We start from the raw sequence: 20438 nt of genomic DNA on the forward strand, positions 1-20438 counted from the left end.
GGGCGTATGCGGTATTAGCCCGAGTTTCCCCGGGTTATCCCCCTCTGCCAGGCAGATTCTCATGCGTTACTCACCCGTCCGCCACTCGCCACCCAGGGAGCAAGCTCCCCCGTGCTGCCGTTCGACTTGCATGTGTTAGGCATGCCGCCAGCGTTCAATCTGAGCCAGGATCAAACTCTTCAGTTCAAGTCCTTCTGGTTTTACCTAAGTCAATTAGGCTTAACCGTGTCTTGCTCGACAGGTCTCACTTGAGAAGACTTGTCCGATCTCTTGGATTCCCAATCGACCCTCAAAGTCCCCACACAAATTATCTGAACAGCTTGTTAAAGATCTGATTTCCTTCATGTTCTTCGCGAAACTTTCGCCCCGCCAAGACCAACCATTCTACAGACTCCCTTCACGCTGTCAACTCCTTTTTTCAGCTCCGTACCGCTTTGCTTTGTCTTCAGCGATTCGGCTCGCAACTTAATCAGCACTGTCTGTGCCGCTTCGCCGCCCTCCTGAAGCTTCCCGCTTCGTGGTGAGCCGCGCATTCTACTCCTACCAACCTCTGTGTCAATACCGTATCAAATTTATTTCACGGGCATGACGGACAGCGTTCTATACATATGGCGCAACCGACCACGGCACCCAATATCGTTGCCCATGATGTTCGCCCATCACTGCCCCAATTCCATACGCCTGCTGCAATGATGCGGCGCTCAAGACGCGCTCGACTGCGCCCGTTGCGACCACGCGCCCGCCGTTTAATAACACTAACCGATCACAAAAGCGGCTGGCTAATGTCAAATCGTGCAGCACGACGATGATGCTTGCTCCGCGTTGCGCTTGGGTGCGGAGCACGGTCATCACTTCAAGTTGATGACGCGGGTCGAGCGCCGCGACCGGCTCATCTGCCAGCAGCAATCCGGCTTCAACCGCCAATGCCCGCGCTAGGCGTACCCGTGCCCGCTCGCCGCCCGACAGGGTATCGGATGCCCGTTCGCGCAATGTCCACACATCAGTTGCGTGCAGCGCGGCCTCAATCGCCTGCTGATCGGCAGCCCGCGTCTGGCCCGCGCCGCGCCACCAGCCGCCGCGATAGGGATGCCGTCCGAGTGCGACTAAATCGGCGACTGAGATCGGCCATTGGACGCGATCATCTTGGCTTAAATAGGCGATTTGTCGCGCCCGTTCTCGCGCCGTCAACTGCTCTAGTGGTTTGCCGTGCCAGCGCATCGCGCCATGATAGGGAATCAGTTGCGCAATCGCCTGAATGAGCGTGCTTTTTCCGGCACCATTGGGGCCAATGAGACCGACTAATTCACCCGCGCTGACCTGACATGACACCGCTTCAATCAGCGTGCGCCCGCCGCGCTGGACTGTTACGTCACTTAGTTCGAGCGCGGTCACAGCATGTCTCTCCGCGCTCGCAGTACCAGCGTCAAAAAGAAGGGGGCACCGATCAACGCTGTGACAACGCCGAGCATCGGTTCGCGCCCGCTGTTGGGTAGTCGCACGGCGATGTCGGCTGCCAGCACCAGCACTGCTCCGCCCAGTGCACTGGCCAAGAGCAGCGGCCCGGGGCGAAAGCCGACGGCGCGGCGCAAGAGATGTGGCACCACTAGCCCAACAAAACCAATGGTGCCCGTGATCGCCACTGTTGAACCGACGCTCAAGGCCGATCCGAGAATAATTAGTGTACGCAAGCGCCCCAAATCCACGCCCAAGCTGCTGGCTTCCGCTTCGCCCAGTGCTAACGCATCGAGCGCCGGAATGCACCAGAACAAAAGGGCCAGACCGATTAACACGAATGGCAAGCATAGCCACACATCGTCAAAACTGCGATCACTAATCGAGCCGAGTAACCAGAGAATGATGTCTTGGGCATCGGTTGGATTGGGCGCGAGGTTGAGCGCCAGCGAGGTCAAGGCACCGGCCAGTGAGGTCAGCGCCACACCAGTCAAGATGAGCGTGAGATTGTTCGAGCCGGCGCGGGTCAAGACGTGTAGCACCAGCGTTGCTAACAGCGCACCGAGCATCGCGGCGGCTGGGAGCAGCCAGGGACTGACCAGCGCCAGCCCAAAATAGAGCGTCAATACCGCACCGAGACTGGCGCTTGCTGAGATGCCTAGCAAGCCGGGTTCGGCTAATGGATTGCGCAACAGTCCTTGCAGCGCCGCACCTGATGCGCCCAGTGCGATCCCGACCAGCCACGCCAATACGACACGCGGTAGGCGAATCTCGCGCACGATGACTTGATGGGGTTCGGGGCCGCTGCCGATCAATGCTGCCAGCACTTCCGCGAGACTGAGCGGCGCTTCGCCAAATCTGAGCGAGAGCACACTGAGCAGCAGCAAAGCGAGGAATAAGAGATGATTTAGCATTGAATGGGGTGGTGTTAAATTAGACAGGATTAACAGGATATTTCAGGATTGACAGGATTTTTTATTTTAAGTGATTGTTCATAAAGCAATTTTAAAGTTGAATCCTGTTCATCCTGAAATATCCTTTTAATCCTGTCTCATGGCTGAACGTGCCGCCGTTCCAATTCAGCCGATTGCGCACTGAGTTGTTCGGCCACATCGAGCAATTCCAGCCCCCCACAGCCCCAGGCTTGACCGGGCAGCGTCAGCAATGGGGTACGCGCCAACAGCGTCCGCAGCAGCGGATGCCGACCATAGGCCGAGCGCGTCGGCGACTGTGCTTGATCGAAATAGCCGAGCAGCAAGCGATCCGGCGGCGTGTGCGCTAACCGTTCGAGCGGAAACCGTCCCCAGCCGCTGATGCCCTGTTCTGCCGCCAGATTGCGCCATCCTAGCCGCGTGATGAGATCATCAACATAGGTGTCGCGTCCCGCCGTGCCACCACTCGGACGCAGATAGAGCACACGCGGTGCAATGGTCGTCGTTGCTGGTCGCGCCAACGCTTGCATCCGGTGCGCAAAATCCGCGACCAGTGCCGCGCCGAACTCCGCCCGCCCGATCCGCGCCGCGAGCGTGCGGGCCGTATCTAATGCCGCATCCCAAGTTTTCGTGTAAGGCACGGCGATGACTTCTATGCCCTGTGCCGCGAGCCGTTCGGCATGACGCCGCCCCGTCCAGCCCGCATACACCAGCACGATATCCGGCTTAAAATACAGCACATCTTCCACCCCGCCGCGATTGGCTGGATAGAGGCTGGCGTGCTCGGCCACTGGCGACACCTGCCGATCCTGACTGTGGCGCGACACCGAGCGAATCTGTGTCGGATCAGCTAATCGCAACAGCAGCAAATCAGCACAGAGATTGGTGCTCATCACGCTCGGATAGGGCGGGTCAGCGAGCGCCGCGCCGGGAACAACACTCAGCCACAACCCAAGCGCATAAGCGGTGAGCTGTTGCCGAATATGGACAGGAGTCACAGGATGAAACAGGATAAATATAGCCCTAAAATACTGTTTTATAAAGTTTTTTAATCCTGTCAATCCTGAATCATCCTGTTAATCCTGTCTAAAAATCCGCTTAATTCTATGCGCGATCAATGGGGACACCCAACCGCCGCAAATCAAGCGCATACCCCCCCGTCACCAGATAGGTTGCATCAGCACGCGGCCCCAAGCGCCGCACCAGCGCCCCGAGTCGATCACGAAACACGCGCCCCTGCGGATAGGCCGGTATCACCCCCCAGCCGGTTTCTTCCGCGACCAGAATCACCAGCGCCGCCGGGCGCTGCACCAGCGCATCCAACACCTGCGCACAGTGCGTGCTCCAAGCCGCATCATCCAGTTCCAGCAAATTAGCAACCCAAGTGCCAAGTGAATCGACCAATAAACAGCATTCACCCGTGCCGACTGTCAGCAGCGCCAACTCTAATTCAGTCGGCGAACAGAGCGTCAACCAATGCGCCGGGCGGCGCTGACGATGCGCGGCAATGCGGGCCGTCCAATCCGCATCATCTGGATCTTCGCGGGCCGTCGCGATATAGAGCACTGGCCGCCCCGATTCGTGCGCTAACCGTTCGGCCCATTCGCTTTTGCCGCTCCGCGCTGGCCCGGTGACCAAAATTGTTGTCTGCGCGTGGGTGTTGTCCATTTGGCATCAGGCTCCGTCGTAGAGTCGCGGCACGCGCCGCCCAAGACCGGTAAACAGTTGATAGGCAATGGTATCGCTGGCCTCGGCGACTGCACGCGCCGCGACAGTCTGACCCCATAGCTCGACCGGATCACCAAGCTGCACCGCGCCGCAATCGGTGAGATCAACCGTAATCATGTCCATCGACACCCGCCCGATCAGGCGCGTGAGCTGTCCATTGACGGCAACCTGCGTGCCGTTGCGGGCGTGACGCGGATAGCCGTCGGCATAGCCAATCGCCACCACCCCAACCCGCGTCGGGCGCGTGCAGACAAACCGCCCGCCATAGCCGACCGGCTCGCCGGCGGCCAGTTCACGCACCGCAATCACGGCTGATTCGAGCGTCATCGCTGGACGCAGTGCGGGCGTGGCAGCGTGCGGATCGCCCGCCACAAATGGCGAGACGCCATAGAGCATAATGCCGGGGCGTGTCCAGTCACCCTGCGCGGCCGGCCAAGCCAGTACAGCGGCAGAATTAGCAAGACTGCGCCCGATCTGCGCACCGGAAACGGCGTGCTCAAAGGTCGCCAGTTGCGCGGCGGTATAGGGATGCGCGGTCTCATCAGCGCGGGCAAAGTGCGTCATCGCCACCCGTGCGCCGATATGCGGACACGCGGCTAGTTGCGCATTGACGGCGTGAAATTCGGACGGCGCAAAGCCGACGCGGTGCATTCCGGTGTCGAGCTTGATCCACACCTCAAGCGGACGGCTGGGCGCAGCGGCGAGCAACCAAGCAAGTTGTGTGTGATTGTGAACAACGAGGGCTAATTCTGCCTGATCGACCAGCGCCAATTCATCGGGACTAAACACGCCTTCCAGCAGCACCATACGCCCGCGTATGCCCGATTCACGCAGTTCCAGCGCCTCTTCAACACAGGCGACAGCGAAGCCATCGGCCTCTGCGGCCAGCGCCTGCGCAACGGCCACCGCGCCATGTCCATAGGCGTTGGCCTTGACGACCGCGAGGGCGCGAGCGTGTGGGGTGTGAGATTTCGCGTGACGGTAATTGTGGCGAATCGCGTCCAGATGAATCCGAGCGCGGAGCGGGCGAGCAGAGCGGGTCATGGGTGCAGTCGAAAAAGCCGTAGCAACGAAAGCAAATCAGTGTCGCATAAGCTGAGTGCAAATGCGCGAGGTGGCGTGCCGTGCAGTTATTTTCCGGGCAGACCGCCGTCGATCTGACCATGCTCAAAAAAGGTATGACAACGCGAGCATAAATAGAGCACCGGGGAGTTCATGTACGGCGTTTTGAGCACCCGCGTCCCGCTGCCACAGCGCGGGCAGGTATGAATGCGTCGATGTAGCCAATACATGCCTATGAGCCAGGGCGTGACGATCCAGACGAGATCAGCGTGCCATCCGGCAGCAGCCAAGAGCGGAATCCCCGGAAAAATGCCGAGTAATACCAGCGCCAACCACAGCCGAAAGCGCCGTTGAGCACGGGCCGGAAAGGCGCATTCTCGATACAGATGACCGTCGCGGCGCAAGCTGTGGCCATCTTCCGAAAACAGCACGCCGCGATAGCGATACCCTTGACGGCGGTCGATCCAGTTAGGTGGCGGGTGAGAAGGGGTCATAACTCACTGTGAACAATCAGTTTTTCGGATCCAGCCCAATCTTTTTTAATCCCTGACGAATCAATCCCTCACGCGCCTCATAATCCGGCACATCCAGCAAAATCTGCTCAGATGCCCGCGCCGCTGCTCGCTTCGGATCGGGGCGCTGCGTGCCCTCGATGCGCACTAACAGATCGTCCTTAAAATGCAGCGTCAAATCGCGCTGCTCCATCGGCTGATGCCCGCGCTGGATGGTATAGGTGTAGTCCCAGCGATCAGCATGGAAAAAACTTACTAACGGCGGCGTGCCTAACAGAAAGTTGACTTGACGCTTATTCATGCCGAGTTCCAGCGCGTCAATCATCGCTTCGGTCAGGATATTGCCTTGCTGAATCGTCATTTTGTAGACAAAGGGCACGGTCTCCAGCAGCGAGTTAGAGGCCGCCTCGGGCTTAGTTTCGCGTGTACAGCCGGTCAGTGCGCTGACCACCAACACGCCGACGATTGGAAGACTCAAAAACTGTCGCATCTTGCCTGAATCACACCATTGCGCTAAATCAATCCATCATACCGCAGCGCCGTGTTGGGAGCATCGGGGGGCGTGAGGGCTTGGGTGCAACCAAGAGGCCGCTTAAAAGCTAAACTATTGATTTTTAAGTATATTTTTCAAAAATCTGACAGATTTTGCGAGTTAATCAGCCTAAGAGACTATCTAGAAACGAGTCAATCATCTTTTCTAGCTGATGGCGAATTTGATTATTGCAAATTTGGCGAAGCCATAACCGACTAGATGCTAAATAAACAGTGGGTTTGGCTAACAATGAATGATATACACGAAACAGTATTGCCGTTTGCATCGGCGACCGTAATGCGAAATCTGCTCAAGCTGTATGGGATTCTCTGCGGCTAGCTGATCGTCAAAATTATTTTAATCACGAAGCGCCAACTTCGTTACGAGCACAATTCTTCTGCTGTCTGCAACATGAGCGACGGATTATTCCGGTTCAGTATCCATATTAAGTTCATGCTGCTCTCCTGTGCTTTTATTCGGTGCTTTTTTCACAAATGACGTTACGGAGACCTTTGATAAGCTCGATTATTTGTGGTGTAAAACGACCACCTTCATTCAAAGCGATTTCCTGATACCCCTGCTCTGCCAAAGTATCCCATGACCACGTATCAATAAAAGCCTGTGCCTGCGCTTTATCTTCCCCGATATTCAGATATATTTGATTGTACGAACGCTTGGAATTAAAAGGCGGATCTATATAACATAAATCAACTGATTCGTCTGATACCTTTTTTCTTAATACCTCAAGATTATCTCCGTAATATAAATTATTTTTGTGTTTTGTTTCCATTTGTATTCCTATGCCTTCTGGCAAGATTAATAGGGTATATACCAATAGCGATGCGCTACATATTATTATGAAATCTTCGACTAATTGCACTGGTAGTGTCAAGCAGTTAACCGCTAGACTTTTGCAAAAAGCGGGGCGAAGTGGAGCAGTGATTCAATTTGCGATCATCGGCATCGATTTCAGCCTACACGTAGCCGCCTGTTTGCGTTTTGCACCGCTCATACGATAGTGTCAATCAGCCACTGATTTGGCGACATTCACATACAACATGACATCTAACGGGGGGCATATCGTGGAACAGCTAACCGCGTGGATCAACATTTTGAACGGCTGGGTCTGGGGGCCGCCGATGCTGGTGTTGATCTTGGGAGTGGGCTTTTTTCTCATGCTCGGACTGCGCTTGATGCCGCTCATCAAGCTCGGTTTTGGCTTTCGGATGCTCTGGCGCGGGCGCAGCAGTCAGGGTCATGGCGATATTCCACCTTACCACGCGCTGATGACGGTGCTATCGGCGACTGTTGGCACGGGCAATATTGCCGGTGTCGCCACCGCGATCTTTCTCGGCGGGCCGGGGGCGCTGTTCTGGATGTGGTGTACGGCGCTCGTCGGCATGGCGACCAAATATGCTGAAGCCGTGCTGGCGCTGCATTACCGCGAAGTCGATAAGCAAGGTCGGCATCTCGGCGGCCCGATGTATTACATCAAGCTCGGATTGGGCAAAAAATGGCTGTGGATGGCGACCGCATTTGCTGGTTTTGGGGTGCTCGCCGGTTTTGGCATCGGGAACACCGTGCAGGCGAACTCAGTGGCGCAAGCGACGCTGAACGCATTTGACGTGCCAGTTTGGGCAACAGGTGTCGTCATGGCGAGCTTGACCGCGTTGGTGCTGCTCGGCGGGATCAAGCGCATCGGCGATGTGTCGGCCGCATTGGTGCCGCTGATGGCCGTGATCTATGTCAGCGGCGGTCTGGTGGTGCTGGCGCTCAACAGCGAGCAGATTGTGCCGGCGCTCGATCTGGTCTTGACCCAAGCCTTTAACCCCACCGCTGCCAGCGGCGGTTTTGCGGGCGCGACCGTGGCGGCGGCAATTCAATTCGGCGTAGCACGCGGCATCTTTTCTAATGAAGCCGGTCTCGGCAGCGCCCCGATTGCACACGCCGCCGCGCAGTCTAATGATCCGGTCGCACAGGGCGCTGTCGCGATGGTCGGCACCTTTATTGACACATTGGTGATTTGTACGATCACCGGCTTGGTCATTCTCGTTACTGGCGCTTGGGAATCGGGCGCAACGGGCGCGGCGCTGTCCTCACAGGCATTCGAGAGCGCATTGCCTGGCTTCGGCGCTTACATCGTTGCTATCGGGCTGGTGTTATTTGCTTACACGACGATTTTGGGCTGGAGCGTGTATAGCGAACGCTGTGCGCAATATCTGCTTGGCGAACGCGCTGTGTTGCCATTTCGCATTCTGTGGGTGTTGGCTATTCCGCTCGGCGCAATAGCGCAACTGGATTTCGTCTGGCTGGTCGCCGATACGCTCAATGCGTTAATGGCATTGCCGAATTTGGTGGCGCTGCTATTACTCAGTCCGGTCGTCTTTCGATTGACTCGCACGTATTTTGCCAAACCGCGTTTGGAGACCTCGGCGGAAGAGGTTTAAGCAATCAACTCCCCCGCCGAAAAGCGGGGGTTTTTTATTCCCGCCACGCTTATCCCCCCGTCATATTCATAAACCGCTGAACCACAGGCAATCCCGACTGTGCGAAATCATGGCCGCGTGGTTTGAGTTCTAGGCTGGCAATAATCGCCTGTTTAATGCGTTCTGCATCTGTCGGATGTGCGCGTAATACGCGACGCAAATCAACTGCATGTTCTTGCCCTAAACAGAGCACTAATCGCCCTTCAGCCGTCACCCGCACGCGATTGCAGTCGGCGCAGAAATTATGACTGTGCGGCGCAATAAATCCGATGCGATGTTGATAACCGGCGACCCGTACATAGCGCGACGGCCCGCCGGTTGTTTCAGTTGTCGGGAGTAAAGTAAATTCGCGTTCAAGCTGACGGCGAATTATATTGCTTAAACATCGCTCGTCGGTGCGCTGATGATCGCTGATGTCACCCAGCGGCATTTCTTCAATAAAACTGATATCCAATCCGCGTTCTAGCGCAAATCGTGCGAGATCAATCACTTCATCGAGATTCTGTTGCGCTAGGATCACGCTATTGAGCTTGATGCGTTCAAATCCAGCGCGTTGCGCGGCTTCAATACCAGCGAGCGTTTTGCTTAATTCGCCGATGCGCGTTAAGGCTTTAAATCGCTCTGGGCGCAATGAATCTAAGCTAATATTGACACGGGTTACGCCCGCTGCTTTTAGCGCCGTAGCAAAACGCGGTAATTGCGTGCCGTTGGTGGTTAAGGTTAATTCACGCAAGCCGGGTATTTCACCGAGTCGCTCAAATAACCACAGCGCATTCCGACGCATTAAGGGTTCACCGCCGGTGACACGAATCCGCGTCACACCCAATTCGACAAAACAACGCGCTAATCGCGCCATTTCTTCTAATGTCAGCAATTGATGACGCGGCAAAAAGCGCGTATCCGCTTGCATACAATAGAGACAGCGCAAATCACAACGATCTGTGATTGACAGGCGCACATAGTCGATGCGGCGACCATAGCGGTCGAGCAGCGCAGACGTTGCGGCAGACGGTGGCATGGGATGTCCTCAATACGCCGCGCTATGCCGCAATGGGCGGCGGGCGGTAGGATGTTATTGTTATGTTGATTGATGGGGATGTTGCAGTGATCGACGCACGCGGCGCAACCCTCTACGCTGTCCGAACTCGCCACCGCACGTTATGTAGCGCCAATATGGGGTCTCGCGCACGCCTGATGAACGATACTTTACAGACGATTCTTGAACACGCGATGCACTTGGGTCGCGCTGGGCGGCTCACCGCAGCGGCTGAACTGATTCAACGTGAACTCGGATGGGCAGCGCCGCGCACCGCGCCGTCGGCGGCTACCGATACCCGCTCGCCGCTGATCGACGCCGATTTTGAGGCCACTGAGCCGCCCGCCACCAGCGCCAGCGGTCAATTCCTTCATGGCCGTTACAGTCACGGCAACGAGACACGCGATTACCGCCTATATCGTCCGGCGCATCTCCGTACCGCGCCGCCGCTGATTGTGATGCTGCATGGCTGTCAACAGGATGGCGAGGAACTTGCCCGTCTGACCCGCTGCAATCAGTGGGCTGATGCGCAGGGCTGCATTGTCCTGTATCCCAGTCAATCGCGTCTGGCCAATCCGACCGGCTGTTGGAATTGGTTTGCCCCCGAACATCAACGGGCCGATCAGGGCGAAGCGGCGGTGCTGGCGGCGCTGACCCGCGAGATCGCGGCGCGTCACGGGGCCGATCCGCAGCGGCTATATGTCGCCGGTTTGTCAGCGGGCGGCGCGATGGCGCTCAATCTGGTGGCGACGCATCCCGGACTCTTTGCAGCAGTGGCGGTGCATTCGGGCCTGCCGTATGGATTGGCGCACGATCAACTTTCGGCGTTGACGCTGATGCACCAGGGGCCAAGCGGCGGCCATGTGCCCTTGACGTTAGCTGAGAACGGCGTGCCGATCATCGTGTTTCAGGGCGATGCCGATCTGCGCGTCAATCCGCTCAATGCGTCCTGGATCATCGAGCAGGCCTTGAACACGGCGGATACGCTGCATCAGGAACGCGAGACGCGACGAGCGGCGGGCGGTCTGGATGTCACGCGCACGCGCTATCTGACCGCATCGGGAACCGCCTGCGCGGAACTGTGGATGATTCACGGCGGTGGACATGGCTGGTTTGGTGGCGATCCAGCGGCGGCCTTTGCGGAACCAAAAGGGCCAGATGCAACCGAGGCGCTGTTGCGATTTTTTCTCGCTGAGCATTGAACTGAATCCAGATCAGCGCCCATTGAATTAAGCCATTCAAGAGCCATCTAGCGCCAAACACCTAACCGGATTGCAACCATGTCCATTGATTTGCCACCGATTCCGCCGACACAGGAAATCAGCGCATCATTACCAGCCGCAGCCGCTGAATCGATTGCAACGGCGACCGTGCCGCCATTAGAGAGTGCGAATTTATCGCAGACGCGGCAATTAGTGCTATTTGAAGTTGAACAATGCGCGGCCTGTCAGCAATTTAAACGCGATATTGTGGCGACTTGGCAAGCGCCAGTCCCCTTAGCGCGGAGCTTACGTTTTGATGCGCCAAATGGTTGGATATTAGAAAAACCGTTAATTGCAACACCAACCTTAGTGTTATTTGAGCAGGGGCGCGAAGTCTCGCGCTATACCGGCTATGATGGCGATGCCGCGCGCTTTTGGGCTTGGCTTGGCGGGCAATTACTCAGCCCGGAAGCGCGTAAAATTGCCTTCGAGCACGGCACTGAACGCGCATTTACTGGCTCGTTACTCGACGAAAAACGCTCGGGAACATTCATCGATTCCATTACCGGCGCGGCACTGTTTCGCAGTGAAACCAAATTCGACAGCGGCAGCGGGTGGCCGAGCTTTTTTAATCCAGTCGCTGGCGCTGTGACATTTCATGAAGATGTCAGCTATGGAATGCGCCGGGTTGAAGTGCGCAGCGCCAGTTCTGGGATTCATTTAGGGCATGTCTTTGATGATGGCCCACCACCAACCCATAAACGCTATTGCATCAATAGTCAGGTGTTGCGATTTGTGCCGGATTGATAATTCAGGTGTTGCGATTTTTTCTGGTCACGAAGTTTCCGCTTCGTGACCGCTGAATAGCAAGCTGACCAACCCATCGGCCAGCTTCGGCTCAAACCAAGTCGATTTCGGCGGCATGATCGCGCCCTGATCGGCGACCGCCATCAATTCCGCTACGCTGGTCGGATAGAGCGCAAAAGCAACTGCCATCTCGCCGCTATCAACCCGTTCGGTCAGTCCCGCCAGCCCACGAATGCCGCCGACACACTCAAGCCGCTCATCGCGGCGCGGATCGCTGATGCCCAGCAACGGGCCGAGTATCTGATGCTGTAAACGGCTGACATCGAGCGCAGCGACTGGATCGGCAGACTGCTCCGACTGTTCGGCCAATGTCAGCCGATACCACTGACCAGCTTGATACATCCCGACCACGCCCGCCCGCTCGGGCGCGAGCGGAGCCGTGACGGGTTCGACGGTGCAGCGCGTTGCCACCTGTTGCACAAAACTGTGCGGCGCTAGTCCATTGAGATCGCGCACCAGCCGGTTGTAATCGAGAATGCTCAGTTGATCGTGCGGGAAGGTGACGGCGAGAAATCCCGCTGTCGGATCGTGACGGAGCGCCGCGACCCGCGAGGCCGCCGCCGAGCGGTGATGACCGTCAGCGATATAGAGGCTATCGAGCCGCTCAAATGCCTGCGTCAACTGCTCAATAACAGCGCGTTCGGTAATCCGCCAAAGCTGATGCCGCACGCCGCCGGGTGCGGTGAGGTCGTAATCCGGTGCGTGTGCGTCGGCAAGTGCGGCCAGCGTCGCATCAATCTCAGGCGTGGCGCGATGCACCAACAGCACTGGCCCAGTCTGGGCGTTGAGTGCTTCAATCTGGCGCACGCGGTCAGCTTCTTTGGTCGGGCGGGTCAATTCGTGTTTTTTGATCCGTCCGGCGTCATACGCAGCAATTGAGGCGGCCACCACGCATCCGGTTTGAACATGCGCCCCCCAGGTGAGCCGATAGACGCTATACCCCGGCTCGGAATCGCGCACCAGCACGCCAGCGGCCAACATGCGTTCCAGATTAGCCCGTGCCTGCGCGTAGACTTCGGGCGCATAGGGATCGGTAGTTTCGGGCAGATCGACTTCAGCCCGCGAAATATGCAAAAAGCTCCACGGACGACCGGCAACCAACTGCCGCGCCTCGGCGGTACTGAGCACATCATAGGGCGGTGCCGCGACCGCAGCGGCGTACTCGGCGGTTGGGCGCAAGGCGGCGAAGGTTTGAATTAACGACATGGCGGATCACGGCTCGGCATCATGGATCATAAAAGCGAGCGATGGTAGCAGGTCACTTGCCACAACGGATGCTTACCAACGGGCACGGATCTGACCCAATCGGCTACACTGGCACCCCAATCGCCGCCCGCCCATCAAACAGAAAAGACTGAATTTCCCCAGCCAAGCGGGTAAATTACGGCGTCAGCATTTCTTTTTCTCCGCGAACGTGACCACAACAATGCATACAATTTGGGTAATGAACGGCAAAGGCGGCGTCGGCAAATCGGTGTTGACGATGGCGCTCACCTGGCTTTACGAAGCCTCTTGGCGGCCACTGCGCATGATCGACATCGACGACAAGGCCAAGCTGGCCGAGTTTGCCGGTCAAGACAAGGTGCTCTCACTGCGCATCGGCGCGAGTGCTGAGGAACTGCGGGCTGATCCGGCACTGGCCTATAGTTACTGGGATCAACTGGCCGCCGAGATTCTCGAACACGACACCATCATTGACACTGGCGCGAACATGGATCGCCCGCTGCTGGAATGGGCGCGTAAATCCGAACTGGCCGAATTGCTCTCCGACAGCGGCGTAACGATGGATCTCTATGTCCCGATCACCGCCGATCCGCTCTCGGTGAAGGGTGGACTGGATGTGCTCGAAACCGTCGGCGAGATTTTCCCTGACTGCCGCCGGATTCTGGTGCTCAACCGCATCGCTGGTCAGTTCAATGCTTATGAATCGACCCCTGAATTTCAGCGCGTCGCCGATCTGCGCTCCGATGGCTTGATTGTGCTGCCGATGGCCGCCTGTTTAAGCGAAGCTTGGACAGACTTTGAGCGCCTCAAACTGCCGCCCTGGAATGTGCTGACCATGAATGCTGCCGAGGTCGCCCGTCAAACTGGCTTAGGCATTTTGGCTGCAAAACGTGCCGCTGGCGATTACGCCTCTTGGATCAAACAACTTCAGCAAACCTTCGGCCCGCTCGTCGTCAAGAAAGCGTGACGCGCCCGCCAGGAAGCCGCAACCGATGGATAGCCGCTGGATTGCCCATCTTGATTCGCAGATCGCCGCCGGTCAGGTCGCCGCCGAAGCCGAGAGCGCCGAACTGTTGAGCTGGCTGCTCAAGCTCGAACCCGAGCAACGCTGGTGTCTGGTGCTCAGTCGTGAGTCACGGTTAGAGCGTCTATCAGCGGCCGATTATCGGCGACTGCTGGCGCTGATGGTCGAGCACGAAGCCGGGGCGCTCACTGCCGCGCCGCCGAATGCGGATGCTTGTCTCGATGAACTGCCGACTACCGCACTGCCGGTGCCCTTTGCCGCACGCATTGCTGATCCGCCGCGCCTGCTGCCGCCGCCCTCGGCCTCAGCAGTGCGTCCGCGTTGGCTGCTACGCGGGAGTCTGGCGGCAATGGTGCTCGGTGTCGGCTACTGGCTGACCTTCCACGCCGGTGCCCAGCGTCTGCTAGAGGCCGGGCACTGGCTCGCCGGTCTGGAAGCGCGGATGACGCACGAAACCCAGAGCAATGCGCGGCTCGAACGCTTGCTCACCACCCGTGGCGCGTTGGAAACGCTCGAACGCAAACTCACCAGCGGCGAGCCATTTGCCGCTGAACTCACCGCGCTCCAACGGCTGTGGCCGACGCCCGCTCAGCTTGCCCCGCTGCATGCCCTCGCTGCCAGCGGTCGCCCGACACCGGAGCAGTTACGCGCTCGGTTAGAGCGACTCCAGCACAGCACGCTCAGTCAGCAAGACGCCGCCCTGCAAGCGGCACGCAGCGGACAGCTTGCGCCGGATCAATACTATGCTCGGCTGCAAACCCTGACGACCCAGCGCACGCAGGGTGAAACGGCACTGACCGCAGCGCAGCGCGGCGATTGGACAGCGGCACAGCGGGCGGTGCAGCGCGTAGAGGATGCGGACTATCAAACCTGGCAGGCACAGGTCGGCGCGTGGCTGGCCACGCAAACGCTGATGGATACCCTGCTGCAACAGCTCTGGTCGGCGTGGCTGGACGATACCAACGCGACCCCGACCGCTGCTGCTGATGCGCCATGATCGCGGCGCTGGTTATTGCGCTGGTGCTGTTGGTGCTGCTGGGCGCGGTGGTGTGGTTTTGGCAGCGGCGCTTGCATCAGGCAGCCCGCACGGAATTTAACCCAGTGATGCGCCCCGAAGCACCGCGTTCGACCCAACTGCGCCCAGCGACATCGACTTTATGGCGACCGCCGCCGCGCCAGCATCTGTTACAGCAGCAGCGCCAGAGTGCAGCACAACGCGGCCAGCGTGAGGGGCCGAATCAGCGGCTGTATACGCGACGGCAGCGGGTGGTGAGCGATGATCCTGATTCGGCGGCCGTGACATCCTTTGCTGCTGCGCCGGAACGCTTTGCTCACGCGCCCAACCCGATCACACTTCAGGTCGAACCGCGTGCAGGGCGGGTTGCGCCGGGGAACGTCTCCACGCGCCTCGACCGCAAACGCCAGGGACTCGATAGCTTGATTACTGAATGGTCGTCCGAGACAACGGATCACTCTACTCGTGAACACTGATTCTTCGCTCCAAACGCCCGAAATCATCGCCCTTGTCAGCCAACACAGCGGCGTCGGGCGCACCACCATTGCAGTTAATTTTGCCCTCGCCCTGGCCGCCGCCGGACGGCGCGTGCTGCTGATGGATTTGAACACCGACGGCGCAGTCGGGCGGGCGCTGGTGCGCAGTGGCGAGGGGCTGGGCTTAGAACGGGCGCTGCTCGATGCGGTGCTCAGTCGTGACATGATCGTGGCGACCGAAGTGCCGGATCTCTATTTAGCCGCCTCTGGCCCCGGATTAGCACAGATCGAGACGCAACTGACGCTGCTCGGCGACAGTCGCACGCGGCTGCATCAGGCGCTTGCTGCTGCCACGACGCTGACGCAACGTTTTGATCACATCATCATCGACTGTCCACCGGCGCTCGGATTATTAACGCTCAATGCGCTCAGTGCCGCCCATCGCGTGCTGATGCCGCTGCCCTGTGATGTCACCACGCTCGAAGGACTGCCGGAGTTACTCAAAAGCATCGGGCGACTGCGGGCAGGCTTGGCGCAACCGCTGCTCGGAGTGCATCTGCTGGTGAGCGGCACCTGCACCAAAGATGCGTTCTCGCAGCCGAGTTTAGCGGTGGTGCGGCGCAACTATAAACGGCTCATGCTGCATACCGAGATCCCCGATGATCCGGCGGTGATGACCGCAGCAGCCAATGAGCGTCCGTTGCTGGTCGATAATCCGCGTGCGCCAGCCAGTCGCGCCTATCTGGCATTGGCGGCAGAATGGCTGACGCTGGGCGAATTTGGCGAGCGGTCGCGGCTGCCGTGGCGCTCAAAAAGCCGTCAGGAACAGATGACTTATCACGGCGCGGTGATGAATCGGCGCATCGAAGCTTGGTTGAGCGATCCGTCCTCGCTGCTCTATGACGAGCAGGTGGCGTTGCGCTTGCAGGATGCGCCAGCGTTTGATGAGTTTTTAGGTCTGCCGCCGCTGCCCGATGCGCCCACTCAGCAGCGCCGGACGCGACGAGCGTGGCTGTGGCGGACGGGGACGGTGCTGGCGTTAGTCGTGCTGGTGTTCTCGACTTGGAATCTGACTGCCGCGTGGCGCACGACACTGGGTATATGGCTGATTGGTTCTGAGCCATCGTGGGAGGTCGGCAGTTTGCTGCTGGCGCGGGCCGATCCGCTCGCCTATCGTGAAATTCAGTGGACGCTGAATCTGCTAGAACGCAATCGTCAGGCGCTGTTGGAGTGCGGCGAGCAGGCGCGGGCGGAACGTGAAACCATTGCGTGTTTGATTGATGTCGGGCCGTGAGTTTTCAGCGTCCAGCGATCAGCTTCCAGCTTTCAGCCACCAGCAGGCGGACGCTGATGGGCGCTACATCCGTCTGCGCGGTGTCCGCACCCATACCCTGAAAAATATCGACCTCGATCTGCCGCGTGAGCAACTGATTGTGCTCACTGGCGTTTCGGGATCGGGCAAATCCTCGCTCGCCTTCGATACCCTGTATGCGGAAGGGCAGCGGCGCTATGTCGAATCGCTCTCGACCGATGCGCGGCAATTTCTCTCGATCATGGCCAAACCCGATCTGGATCAGATCACCGGCCTCGCGCCCGCTATCGCCATCGCGCAGCACAGTGGCTCACACAATCCGCGCTCAACTGTCGGCACCATCACCGAGATTTACGATTATCTGCGGCTGCTGTTTGCCCGCGTCGGTCAGCCGCACTGCCCGACGCACGGCGCGCCGCTGGCCGCGCAAACCATTAGTCAAATGGTCGATCAGGTGCTGGCGCTGCCCGAAGGCGAGAAGCTGATGTTACTCGCGCCGCTGGTGATCGCTGAGACGGACAATCCGCAGCGGGTGCTCGCCGAACTCCACGCGCAGGGCTTTATTCGTGCTCGCATCGACGGTCAGGTACACGAACTCACCGCCGCGCCCGCGCTCAATCCGGCGGCGCCGCATCAGCTTGCCGTCGTCATCGACCGCTTGCGCGTGCGGGCGGATGTGGCGCGACGGCTGGCCGAATCCTTTGAAACTGCGCTCAAGCTCTCCGGCGGGCGGGCGCAGATCGGCTGGATCGACGCGCCCGAACGCCCAGAACTTAGCTTTTCGGCGCTCTTTGCCTGTCCGCACTGCGGTTACAGCGTGCCGGAATTGGAGCCGCGTCTATTTTCGTTTAATAACCCGGCGGGCGCGTGTCCGAGCTGTCACGGATTGGGGAGCATTGCCGCTGCTGGGCCATCGCCGTCAGTCTGTCCGCAGTGTCAAGGAACGCGCCTCACGGCATCAGCGCGGCATGTGTTCATTAACGGACACAGCTTGCCGGAGCTGGTCGAGCTGCCCATCGGCGATTTGCTCACGCAGCTTACTGCGCTGGAACAGACTGGTCAGCGGGCGGCGATCAGTGCGCCGATTCTGCATGACTGCCTTCAGCGTCTGCGCTTTTTAGTCGATGTCGGGCTGGACTATCTGACGCTGGCGCGTCCGGCCGCGACGCTCTCCGGCGGCGAAGCCCAGCGGATTCGGCTGGCCAGTCAGATCGGGGCCGGCTTAGTCGGGGTGATGTATATTCTCGATGAGCCGTCGCTTGGGTTACATCAGCGCGATACCGAACGGCTATTGCACACGCTCATGCGCCTGCGCGATCAGGGCAATACTGTGATCGTCGTCGAGCATGATTTGGAGATCATCCGCGCTGCTGATTGGGTGGTCGATCTCGGGCCGGGCGCGGGGGCGCTGGGCGGTGAGATTGTCGCGCAGGGCACGGCGGCACAGCTTGCCGCGCATCCCGTATCACTCACCGGCCAGTATCTCGCCGCTGTGCAGCGGATCGAACGTCCGGCTCCGCGCAGACCGAATGCTCCAAATAACCCAAATCACCCGACGCGCGCTCTGCGGCTGCTCGGTGCCAGCGGGCAGAATCTGCGCGATCTCGATGTCTCGATCCCCATTGGTACGCTCTGCTGTATTACTGGCGTGTCCGGTTCGGGCAAATCCACGCTCATCAATGACACCCTGTTGCCAGCGGTCGCCCAGCACTGCAATGGGGCCAGCATCACACCTGCGCCCTATCGCGCCCTTGATGGACTCGAACACCTTGATTCGGTCATCGCCATCGATCAACGCCCGATTGGGCGCACCCCGCACTCCAATCCTGCGACCTATACCGGCCTGTTTGACACCGTGCGCGAGCTATTCGCCGCCGTGCCCGAAGCCCGCGCTCGCGGCTATGACGCCGGACGCTTTAGCTTTAATGTTCCCGGCGGGCGCTGCGAAGCCTGCAAAGGTGATGGCGTGATCCGCGTGGCGATGCACTTTTTGCCGGATGTCTATGTGCCCTGTGATGTCTGCGGCGGGCGGCGCTATAACCGCGAAACGCTGGAGATTCGCTACAAAGGGCGCACCATCGATGCCGTGCTAAAGCTCACAGTCGCCGAGGCGCTGACGCTGTTCGCGGCGGTGCCGGTGCTGGTGCGCAAATTGCAAACGCTGATCGATGTCGGTCTGTCCTATCTGCAACTCGGTCAGAGTGCGACCACGCTTTCTGGCGGCGAGGCGCAGCGCCTCAAACTCAGCCGCGAGTTAGCCAAGCGCGACACTGGCCGCACGCTCTATCTGCTCGATGAGCCGACCACTGGACTGCATATTCACGATGTCAAGCAGTTGCTGGCGGTGCTCCAGCGATTGCGCGATCAGGGCAATACCATCATCGTGATTGAACATCATCTGGATGTCATCAAAACCGCTGATTGGGTGATTGATCTCGGGCCAGAGGGCGGCGAGCGCGGCGGGCAGGTGGTCGCCATCGGGACGCCGGAGGCTATCGCCGCCCATCCCACATCGCACACCGGGCGCTATTTGCGGGCGGTGCTTGCCGCTTAATTGTTGATGGCAGCGGGTTCGTCTCATTCTGCTGGATTGATTTGATGTATTGCGCAAAATCAAATTAAACCTGACCCCGGTAATTCCCTTACATTTGTTTGCTATATATTAAATTTAGTCAATATATCAAGTTCTTAATGTTAAATTGATGCTGTCCGTTTGAATTTTTTGCAAATCTCAACTATCAAATTTTAGAGATAATATTTTAATTTAATCGTTTGTCAAAATGAAAGTCGAGTTAATAGAATCAAATAGTTCAACTAGAATTACTTAACATCCTAATTTATTTCAGAATATAACTTCGAAAGATAATTTCTGTTCATTGACATATTTGACCCATTTAGTGAAATAATTGAGCTGTTTTTAATTCCGATTTTTTCCAAAGCAGTTTTTATCAAATGACCTGTTTTTGTTAATAGTTTTTTGTATCTTACTGCAAATATTGTTTTATCAGTAATTTTGGGTTTGATAGAGGATAGTTTTATTGAAAGAAAGTGTTCCATTGTTGTTTCAAAAATTTTGGAATACAATCGTGTTGACATAGTTTGATAGTTGATACCTGTTGTTATTTTCGGATTAAAAGCAAACGGAAATATGTCAAGTATCAGAATCCCAGCTTCATTAAGCTTTTTAATGAAATAAATTTTCTTTTCTGTTTTAGTTGAGAAATCGTTTTGCATATTTTTACTAAATATCGCATTCAGATCGTTGAAATAGAAAAATGCCGTGAAACCGTAATCCGGGTTATAAATATAAGCTTTTTCATCTCCGAATAGTGGCGCTTCAGAAAATAGCAGTATTTTTATTGAACCAATATTTTTTATTTGTTCATCCCAGTATTTTTCAGTAAAATCAAAGGCTGATTTCAGATATTTTTCATCTTTTTCAAAATCATTTTCGATATTTTCCTGAGAATAAATTTCATGCAGTGCTGCTTTCAGTTTTTTCCAATTCATAAAAATTACTCGCTTTTGTTGAATAGTTTAGTATTTTTTAAATTTTATTTTATGTATAAGAAATAATT

19 protein-coding genes and 1 rRNA gene are annotated in these 20438 nt (G+C 57.3%); 8 read left to right on the plus strand and 12 right to left on the minus strand.

Annotated elements, in window-relative coordinates:
- The 9 genes from BLW10_RS06270 to BLW10_RS06315 form a co-directional block, all read right to left on the minus strand.
- A 16S ribosomal RNA gene (locus BLW10_RS06270) occupies positions 1 to 186 on the minus strand; the annotation flags it as partial.
- Between the two features lie 414 nt (positions 187 to 600).
- A complete protein-coding gene (locus tag BLW10_RS06280) occupies positions 601 to 1392 on the minus strand; it encodes an ABC transporter ATP-binding protein (protein WP_091333177.1) in 792 nt (263 codons plus the stop codon).
- Complete coding sequence (locus tag BLW10_RS06285; RefSeq protein WP_091333179.1) at positions 1389 to 2366, minus strand: FecCD family ABC transporter permease; 978 nt, start codon at positions 2364 to 2366, stop codon at positions 1389 to 1391. Before BLW10_RS06285 ends, BLW10_RS06280 begins: the two co-directional genes overlap by 4 nt.
- Positions 2367 to 2503: 137 nt before the next feature.
- Positions 2504 to 3382 (minus strand): ABC transporter substrate-binding protein, encoded by an 879-nt coding sequence (locus tag BLW10_RS06290; RefSeq protein ID WP_245709131.1) that lies wholly within the window; start codon positions 3380 to 3382, stop codon positions 2504 to 2506.
- 106 nt (positions 3383 to 3488) lie between these two features.
- On the minus strand, positions 3489 to 4052 hold the full coding sequence (gene cobU, locus BLW10_RS06295) for a bifunctional adenosylcobinamide kinase/adenosylcobinamide-phosphate guanylyltransferase (RefSeq protein WP_091333181.1): 564 nt from the start codon (positions 4050 to 4052) through the stop codon (positions 3489 to 3491).
- Between the two features lie 6 nt (positions 4053 to 4058).
- A complete protein-coding gene (alr, locus tag BLW10_RS06300) occupies positions 4059 to 5156 on the minus strand; it encodes an alanine racemase (protein ID WP_091333183.1) in 1098 nt (365 codons plus the stop codon).
- A gap of 86 nt (positions 5157 to 5242) precedes the next feature.
- Entirely contained in the window at positions 5243 to 5668 is a 426-nt protein-coding gene (locus BLW10_RS06305) for a hypothetical protein (protein WP_091333186.1), read from the minus strand.
- A gap of 16 nt (positions 5669 to 5684) precedes the next feature.
- Entirely contained in the window at positions 5685 to 6176 is a 492-nt protein-coding gene (locus BLW10_RS06310; RefSeq protein ID WP_091333188.1) for an outer membrane protein assembly factor BamE, read from the minus strand.
- A 514-nt stretch (positions 6177 to 6690) separates the two neighbouring features.
- Entirely contained in the window at positions 6691 to 7032 is a 342-nt protein-coding gene (locus BLW10_RS06315) for a class I SAM-dependent methyltransferase (RefSeq protein WP_177169002.1), read from the minus strand.
- 268 nt (positions 7033 to 7300) lie between these two features.
- On the opposite strand from BLW10_RS06315, the gene BLW10_RS06320 reads away from it, so the two are divergent.
- Positions 7301 to 8665 carry an alanine/glycine:cation symporter family protein gene (locus tag BLW10_RS06320; protein ID WP_091333258.1) on the plus strand — a complete coding sequence of 455 codons (1365 nt, stop codon included), beginning with the start codon at positions 7301 to 7303 and terminating at the stop codon, positions 8663 to 8665.
- 49 nt (positions 8666 to 8714) lie between these two features.
- Here BLW10_RS06320 and moaA read toward each other — a convergent pair whose 3' ends face one another.
- The gene (moaA, locus tag BLW10_RS06325) at positions 8715 to 9722 is read right to left on the minus strand and encodes a GTP 3',8-cyclase MoaA (protein WP_091333190.1); all 1008 of its coding nucleotides are present in this window, start codon (positions 9720 to 9722) and stop codon (positions 8715 to 8717) included.
- Between the two features lie 176 nt (positions 9723 to 9898).
- Between moaA and BLW10_RS06330 the strand changes: the two genes are divergently transcribed.
- Together BLW10_RS06330 and msrB are read left to right on the plus strand one after the other, a co-directional pair.
- Positions 9899 to 10942 carry an extracellular catalytic domain type 1 short-chain-length polyhydroxyalkanoate depolymerase gene (locus BLW10_RS06330; RefSeq protein WP_177169003.1) on the plus strand — a complete coding sequence of 348 codons (1044 nt, stop codon included), beginning with the start codon at positions 9899 to 9901 and terminating at the stop codon, positions 10940 to 10942.
- 78 nt (positions 10943 to 11020) lie between these two features.
- Positions 11021 to 11749, plus strand: a complete 729-nt coding sequence (gene msrB / locus BLW10_RS06335; RefSeq protein ID WP_091333195.1) for a peptide-methionine (R)-S-oxide reductase MsrB — start codon at positions 11021 to 11023, stop codon at positions 11747 to 11749.
- A gap of 27 nt (positions 11750 to 11776) precedes the next feature.
- Here msrB and BLW10_RS06340 read toward each other — a convergent pair whose 3' ends face one another.
- On the minus strand, positions 11777 to 13015 hold the full coding sequence (locus tag BLW10_RS06340; protein WP_091333197.1) for a DUF1015 domain-containing protein: 1239 nt from the start codon (positions 13013 to 13015) through the stop codon (positions 11777 to 11779).
- Between the two features lie 220 nt (positions 13016 to 13235).
- Between BLW10_RS06340 and BLW10_RS06345 the strand changes: the two genes are divergently transcribed.
- Genes BLW10_RS06345 through uvrA form a run of 5 tightly spaced genes read left to right on the plus strand, consistent with a single transcriptional unit; the run spans position 13236 to position 19414 of the window.
- Positions 13236 to 14000 carry a P-loop NTPase family protein gene (locus tag BLW10_RS06345; RefSeq protein ID WP_245709133.1) on the plus strand — a complete coding sequence of 255 codons (765 nt, stop codon included), beginning with the start codon at positions 13236 to 13238 and terminating at the stop codon, positions 13998 to 14000.
- A gap of 25 nt (positions 14001 to 14025) precedes the next feature.
- The gene (locus BLW10_RS06350; protein ID WP_091333199.1) at positions 14026 to 15054 is read left to right on the plus strand and encodes a hypothetical protein; all 1029 of its coding nucleotides are present in this window, start codon (positions 14026 to 14028) and stop codon (positions 15052 to 15054) included.
- Positions 15051 to 15548, plus strand: coding sequence for a hypothetical protein (locus BLW10_RS06355; protein ID WP_091333201.1), 498 nt, complete (start codon positions 15051 to 15053; stop codon positions 15546 to 15548). The genes BLW10_RS06350 and BLW10_RS06355 overlap by 4 nt, the downstream gene beginning before the upstream one ends.
- Positions 15538 to 16842: an AAA family ATPase gene (locus BLW10_RS06360; RefSeq protein ID WP_177169004.1), complete on the plus strand. Its 1305-nt coding sequence runs from the start codon at positions 15538 to 15540 to the stop codon at positions 16840 to 16842. Before BLW10_RS06355 ends, BLW10_RS06360 begins: the two co-directional genes overlap by 11 nt.
- The gene (gene uvrA / locus BLW10_RS06365; protein ID WP_091333205.1) at positions 16829 to 19414 is read left to right on the plus strand and encodes an excinuclease ABC subunit UvrA; all 2586 of its coding nucleotides are present in this window, start codon (positions 16829 to 16831) and stop codon (positions 19412 to 19414) included. The genes BLW10_RS06360 and uvrA overlap by 14 nt, the downstream gene beginning before the upstream one ends.
- A gap of 278 nt (positions 19415 to 19692) precedes the next feature.
- On the opposite strand, the gene BLW10_RS06370 is transcribed toward uvrA, so the two are convergent.
- Positions 19693 to 20370 (minus strand): hypothetical protein, encoded by a 678-nt coding sequence (locus tag BLW10_RS06370; RefSeq protein ID WP_091333208.1) that lies wholly within the window; start codon positions 20368 to 20370, stop codon positions 19693 to 19695.
- Between the last annotated feature and the right edge of the window lie 68 nt (positions 20371 to 20438).

This window comes from Allochromatium warmingii (assembly GCF_900107145.1).
Lineage (GTDB): Bacteria > Pseudomonadota > Gammaproteobacteria > Chromatiales > Chromatiaceae > Thermochromatium > Thermochromatium warmingii.